This window comes from Hungatella sp. L36, from assembly GCF_014288035.1.
Window position 1 is genome coordinate 498,970 of record NZ_JACOPC010000004.1, and the last position, 6,361, is coordinate 505,330.

Here is a 6,361-nt window from a genome sequence, read left to right on the forward strand (position 1 = left end):
GACGAAGAACGGTCAGGCGGCTGTAGGCTGCCTGGCCATTTCGAAAAAATAGGGAGGAACTTATGAAATCGCAGGAACTCATTATCTACCGAAATCTGCAGCACCGGGAACTGTTTGATCACGTTTCCACACTTCTGGCCGTCGGGCCGGACGACAAGCCGAGAACAATGCCGGATTCCTATGCCTGTGCCAGCCAATTGATCGACATGGCGGTGACTTACGGCTTTGAGGGGAATCTCTGGCATTGTTTTTTAGCATTCTGCCTTGCAAACAACGAAAATGTATACAGTACTTCATGTGAAATTGTGGGCCATATCGAAGGCTCTCTGAATGAACTGGCTGCCCATGATTTCAACGTGATCAAGGAGCTGTTTGATTACGATATCCAAACACTGGACGGCGGGGATGGTCCGACGGGCGGCGGTGTCTGGTCCGCACTTTCAGACTACCACGCGGCCAATGGCAACAGCCGCGTGTTCAACAAGAGAATCCGGGACCAGATCGTGGCGCTGGCGGTGGAGCTGGAGCGGTCTGAGGATGTAGCCGCCTTCGGAAAAGCCGTGACGGAGTTTTACCGCCGGTTCGGCGTCGGCAAGTTCGGGCTTAACAAGGCGTTTCGAATCGAGGAGATCGATCACGAGGTCCATATTAATCCCATCACCAATGTGGAGCACATTTATCTGGACGATATCATCGGCTACGAGCTTCAGAAGAAGAAGCTGATCGAGAATACGGAGGCATTTATCCAGGGAAGAGCGGCCAACAATGTGCTTCTGTTCGGCGACAGCGGAACGGGGAAATCCTCCAGCATCAAGGCTATTTTAAATGAGTACTACGAGCAGGGGCTGCGCATCATCGAGGTATACAAGCACCAGTTCAAGAGCCTGTCCGAGGTACAGGAGCAGGTGAAGGACAGGAACTACAAGTTCATCATCTACATGGATGATTTGTCCTTTGAGGATTCCGAGCTGGAATACAAGTATTTAAAGGCCATCATCGAAGGCGGTCTCGGAAAGAAGCCGGGGAATGTGCTGATTTATGCGACCTCCAACCGGCGCCATCTGATCCGTGAGAAGTTCAGTGATAAGAGGGAGCTGGATGATGAATTACATAATAACGACACCGTACAGGAGAAGCTGTCACTGGTAGCCAGATTCGGCGTGACCATATACTTTGGCTCTCCGGATAAGAAGCAGTTCCAGAACATTGTAAGGGAGCTGGCGGAGCGGTATCATGTAAATATGCCTTTGGAGGAGCTCTACGCGGAGGCCAACAAGTGGGAGCTAAGCCACGGAGGACTGTCCGGAAGGACGGCCAGCCAGTTCATCACACACCTGATGGGCACCCGGGAAGATTTTACGCAAATTTGACACATGTCCTGACAAAAGGAGAGTATAATGGAAAGGATGTTGCCCGTACTGGGCGGTAAGGAGGACAAGTATGGCAATTAAACTATTCGCAGCCATCGACGTGGGTTCATTTGAACTGGAACTCGGTATCTATGAGGTTTCGCCCAAATACGGAATCCGCCGGGTAGACCATGTGCGCCACGTCATCGCCCTTGGAAAAGATACCTATAATAATGGAAAGATCAGCTATGAACTGGTGGAGGAGATGTGCGGCGTCTTACAGCAGTTTGCGGAGATTATGGAGGCCTACAAGATTTCAGAGTACCGCGCCTATGCCACCAGCGCCATGCGCGAGGCCCGCAACAACCAGATCGTACTGGATCAGATCCGGGTTCGGACAGGGATTGAAGTACAGATCATCAGCAACTCGGAACAGCGGTTTATCAGCTATAAGGCCATTGCCTCCAAGGACGCGGAATTTAACAAGACAATTCAGAAAGGTACAGCCATTGTGGACGTGGGCTTCGGCAGCATGCAGATATCCCTGTTCGATAAGGATGCACTGATCTCCACCCAGAACCTTCTCCTGGGCGTCTTAAGGATACGGGAGATGATGTCCAATATCCAGGCTGACATCCGGATGGAGAATACTCTCATCGAGGAACTGGTGGATAATGAGCTTGTGACTTTTAAAAAGATGTATTTAAAGGACCGAGAGATCAAGAATTTAATCGGCATTGGGGAATGTATCCTCTATTTATCCAGAGGAAGCGGAACGGGGAAACCTGTGGACCGGGTGACCGCAGAAGATTTCAAGGCATTCTATGAGAAGCTGGTGGATATGCCTCTCTACCAGATCGAAGAGCGTTTCGGGGTGAACAGCGAGTACGCGGCCCTCTTAATGCCGGCGGCCATTATTTACCGGAGAGTCTTAGAGCTGACCGGGGCCGAGATGTTCTGGATACCCGGAATCCGTCTCTGCGACGGCATTGCCGCGGAATATGCGGAGGAGACCAGGGCGGTAAAATTCACCCACGATTTCACCGAGGATATCCTTGCGGCGTCCCGTAACATGGCGAAGCGCTACAAATGTCACGCTTCCCACACGGCGGATATGGAGAAACACGTTCTCGATATATTTGACAGCATGAAGCGGTACCACGGCATGGGAAAGAGAGAGCGTCTCCTGCTGCAGATCTCCGCCATCATCCACTCCTGCGGCAAATTCATAGGTATGAAGTACACGGGAGAGTCGGGGTATAATATCATCATGTCGACGGAGATCATCGGTTTATCCCATATGGAGCGTGAGATCATCGCCAATGTGGTGCGCTATAACAGCATTGATTTCGATTACAATGAGGTCACATTTAATGAAGACCTGTTTCGTGATACAAAGGGTGAGCTGACCCATAACGACGTGACCATACTGATCGCCAAGCTGACGGCGATTCTGCGGCTGGCCAATGCCATGGACCGGAGCCATAAGCAGAAGCTTCACGATTGCCGTCTGAGTGTTAAGGAAGGCCAGCTGCTGGTGACCACGACCTATGGAGGGGATATTACCCTGGAGGCGGTGGCATTTGCCCAGAAAGCGGATTTCTTCGAGGAAATTTTCGGAATCCGGCCTGTATTAAAACAGAAGAGGAGGTTGTCCTGATGGCAGATATTGATGAAAGATTCTACAATCCTGATAATTATGTAAACCGTGAACTGAGCTGGCTGGAATTTAACTACCGCGTGCTGAGTGAGGCCAGGGATAAGAACCTGCCTCTGTTTGAACGGCTGAAATTCTTAAGCATTACCTCGTCAAACCTGGACGAATTTTTCATGGTCCGTGTCGCCTCCTTAAAGGACATGGTCCACGCAAAATATACGAAGCCGGATATCGCCGGTTTAAAGCCCTCAGAGCAGCTGGAAAAGATCGGCGTAAAGACGCACGAGATGGTAGCCATGCAGTATTCCACCTACAACCGCTCAATACTCCCTGCGTTAAAGCAGAATGGCCTGTGTGTGGTCACGACCCATGCGGACTTAAACGCGGAACAGGGCGCCTACGTAGATGAGTATTTCCGGGAAAATGTATATCCCGTTCTGACCCCGATGGCTGTGGACTCGTCCCGCCCGTTTCCGTTAATCCGGAACAAGACGTTAAACATCGCGGCGCTTCTTCAGAAGAAGAGCGGAGAAGAGGACTTAGAGTTCGCCATGGTTCAGGTACCCAGCGTACTGCCGAGAATCGTGGAGATCCCAGCCGACAGGAAATCCGGCCGTTCCGTGATCCTTCTGGAGGAGATCATCGAACGCAACATCGGTTCCATGTTCTTAAACTATAATGTGGTCGCCTACAGTCCCTTCCGTATCATGAGGAACGCGGATTTGACCATCGACGAGGAAGAGGCGGTTGATTTACTGGAGGAGATCCAGAAGCAGTTAAAGAAGCGCCAGTGGGGCGAGGCCATCCGTCTGGAAATCGACGAGAAGATGGACAAGAGCCTGCTGAAGATATTAAAGAGAGAGCTTTCCATCAGCTCGGGCGACATCTATGAGATCGGAGGGCCGCTCGATCTGACGTTCCTGATGAAGATGTACGGACTTGAGGGCTTCGAGCATTTAAAGGCTCCGAAGTACGTTCCGCAGCGGGTTCCGGCTCTGATGAACGAGGATGACATATTTACGAATATCCGAAAGGGCGACATTCTGCTGCACCATCCATACGAGACCTTCGGTCCGGTGGTAAACTTCGTAAAGAGCGCGGCTAAGGATCCGGATGTGCTCGCCATCAAGCAGACCCTCTACCGCGTCAGCGGCAATTCCCCGATTATCGCGGCCCTCGCTGAAGCGGCCGACAACGGGAAACAGGTCTCCGTTCTGGTGGAGCTAAAGGCCCGTTTCGATGAGGAGAATAATATTAACTGGGCAAAGAAGCTGGAGAAAGCGGGCTGTCACGTTATATACGGACTGGTGGGTTTAAAGACCCACAGCAAGATCACCCTGGTGGTGCGCCGGGAGGAAGACGGAATCCGCCGCTATGTGCATCTGGGAACCGGCAACTACAACGATTCCACAGCAAAGCTCTATACGGACCTTGGGCTCATGACGTGCAACCCGCAGATCGGCGAGGACGCCACGGCGGTCTTTAACATGCTGTCCGGTTACTCCGAGCCGCTGCACTGGAATAAACTGGTGGTAGCGCCTATCTGGCTGAGAAACCGGTTCTTAAAGATGATTCGCCGTGAAACGCAGAACGCCTTAAAGAAGAAACCGGCACATATTATGGCAAAGATGAACTCTCTCTGCGACAAGGAGATTGCGGCCGCGCTATACGAGGCCTCCTGTGCTGGCGTAAAAATTGAGATGGTGATCCGCGGAATCTGCTGCTTAAAGGCCGGCATTCCTAATTTGAGCGAGAACATCGAGGTACACTCCATTGTCGGTAATTTCCTGGAACACGCCCGTGTCTTCTATTTTGAAAATGACGGAAGTCCGGAGATCTATATGGGCAGCGCCGACTGGATGCCGAGAAACCTGGATAAGCGTGTGGAGATCATGTTCCCTGTGGAGGAGGAATCCTTAAAGGAACAGGTTATGCATGTCTTAAAGGTTCAGCTGGAGGACAATGTGAAGGCTCATATACTGAAACCGGATGGAACGTATGAGAAGCCGGATAAACGCGGCAAGGTGCTGGTGTGCAGCCAGGATCAGTTCTGCGAGGAAGCGGTAAAAAACGTGGAAGCAGAGCTGGGGAAAATGGACCCGGTGAGTAACCGGGTGTTTGTGCCGGTAATTAGTCAGAATTAGGGCTGGACGGGGGGACGCGGACTTTGCGCAGGCAGTTGGGGAAAAGAGAAGGCGGCCAGGCTGTGAAAGGTCCGCTGGCACCGGCTGCGCTGGAAAAAATGCGGAGGCGGTGGGAAGTAAAGGATAGGGGCAGTGGGATATAGAAGATTTGATAAAGTATTTTATATAAAGCAGCACGTGGAAAATGGGAGGCTGGGGCATGAGTAAGGAAGAACAGGTTTTTGGCGGGTTCTGGGATTTGTTTAATAAGAGGATTTTTCTGGATGAGTATAAGATGAAAAGACTGCTGAAGGGGTATAAGCCTTCGGAAGTGCACTGCATCGAATATATTGGGAAAAATACGGACTCTAATGTGACAAAGCTTGCTGAGGCTTTCTATATGACCAGAAGTGCAATCAGCAAAATTACAAAGAAACTTATGGAAAAGGGAGTCGTTGAGAGCTACCAGAAACCGGAGAACCGGAAGGAAATCTACTTTAGACTTACAAAACAGGGCGAACAGGTCTTTGAGATTCATGAGGAACTGCATCAGGAGTTCGAGGATCGGGATAAAGTGGTGTTCGATCAGGTGACTGAGGAACAACTCGATGGGATGCTCCGGTTCGTGGAAGCATATAAGCGCCACCTGGATCATGAGATTAAAAAGCTTGGGGTGGATGCCGACAGCGTCGGGTATGACCGGTTATAGAGGGCGTTAATAAAAACTAAGAAAAACTGTATCCAGGGTGACAGCGGATATCATATGTTCTGGCGTTTGAAAATTTTGCCGGTGCATTTTCGTGATTTAAATCGTGAGTTAACCGGCAGGGTTTGTTCCGGATTCGCTTTTGCAGCATGTAAATATATGTGTCTGTCAGCACGGCTTTAAAAAAATCCATTGTCAGTTTCCTGACTGTAACATAGTAAATCATCTTAAATAGTACTTGAAATAGTCAGACATTTTTCTATACAAAAACAGAACATACATTCGAAAATTTTATTGTACAATTTATGCACATATGGTACAATTGATTTATGGAAAAAGTATATGAAATATCAGAGAAAACAAAATTAACATATGGTCGTGGATATGTATATTCTTTACAGTACCACCTTATCTGGTGTACCAAATATCGGAAGAAGGTATTAACAGATGGAATCGATATTCAATGTAAGGAGATGCTGACAGAACTGGCGGACCAGTATTCTTTTCAGATCCTGGCGATGGAGGT

At 49.8% G+C, this 6,361-nt stretch carries 5 protein-coding genes; all 5 read left to right on the top strand.

The window, feature by feature from the left end; all coding sequences use genetic code 11:
* Positions 1-62: 62 nt before the first annotated feature.
* Positions 63-1,370, top strand: coding sequence for an ATP-binding protein (locus tag H8S80_RS13750; RefSeq protein ID WP_117631304.1), 1,308 nt, complete (start codon positions 63-65; stop codon positions 1,368-1,370).
* Positions 1,371-1,440: 70 nt separating this feature from the next.
* Positions 1,441-3,009, top strand: coding sequence for a Ppx/GppA phosphatase family protein (locus H8S80_RS13755; RefSeq protein WP_002601670.1), 1,569 nt, complete (start codon positions 1,441-1,443; stop codon positions 3,007-3,009).
* Positions 3,009-5,150 carry an RNA degradosome polyphosphate kinase gene (locus tag H8S80_RS13760; RefSeq protein ID WP_117621033.1) on the top strand — a complete coding sequence of 714 codons (2,142 nt, stop codon included), beginning with the start codon at positions 3,009-3,011 and terminating at the stop codon, positions 5,148-5,150. The genes H8S80_RS13755 and H8S80_RS13760 overlap by 1 nt, the downstream gene beginning before the upstream one ends.
* Before the next feature lie 199 nt (positions 5,151-5,349).
* On the top strand, positions 5,350-5,838 hold the full coding sequence (locus H8S80_RS13765) for a MarR family transcriptional regulator (protein WP_117621032.1): 489 nt from the start codon (positions 5,350-5,352) through the stop codon (positions 5,836-5,838).
* Positions 5,839-6,164: 326 nt separating this feature from the next.
* Positions 6,165-6,361, top strand: a 197-nt coding sequence (locus tag H8S80_RS13770; RefSeq protein WP_187049053.1) for a transposase, incomplete at its 3' end; no start/stop codon positions are given.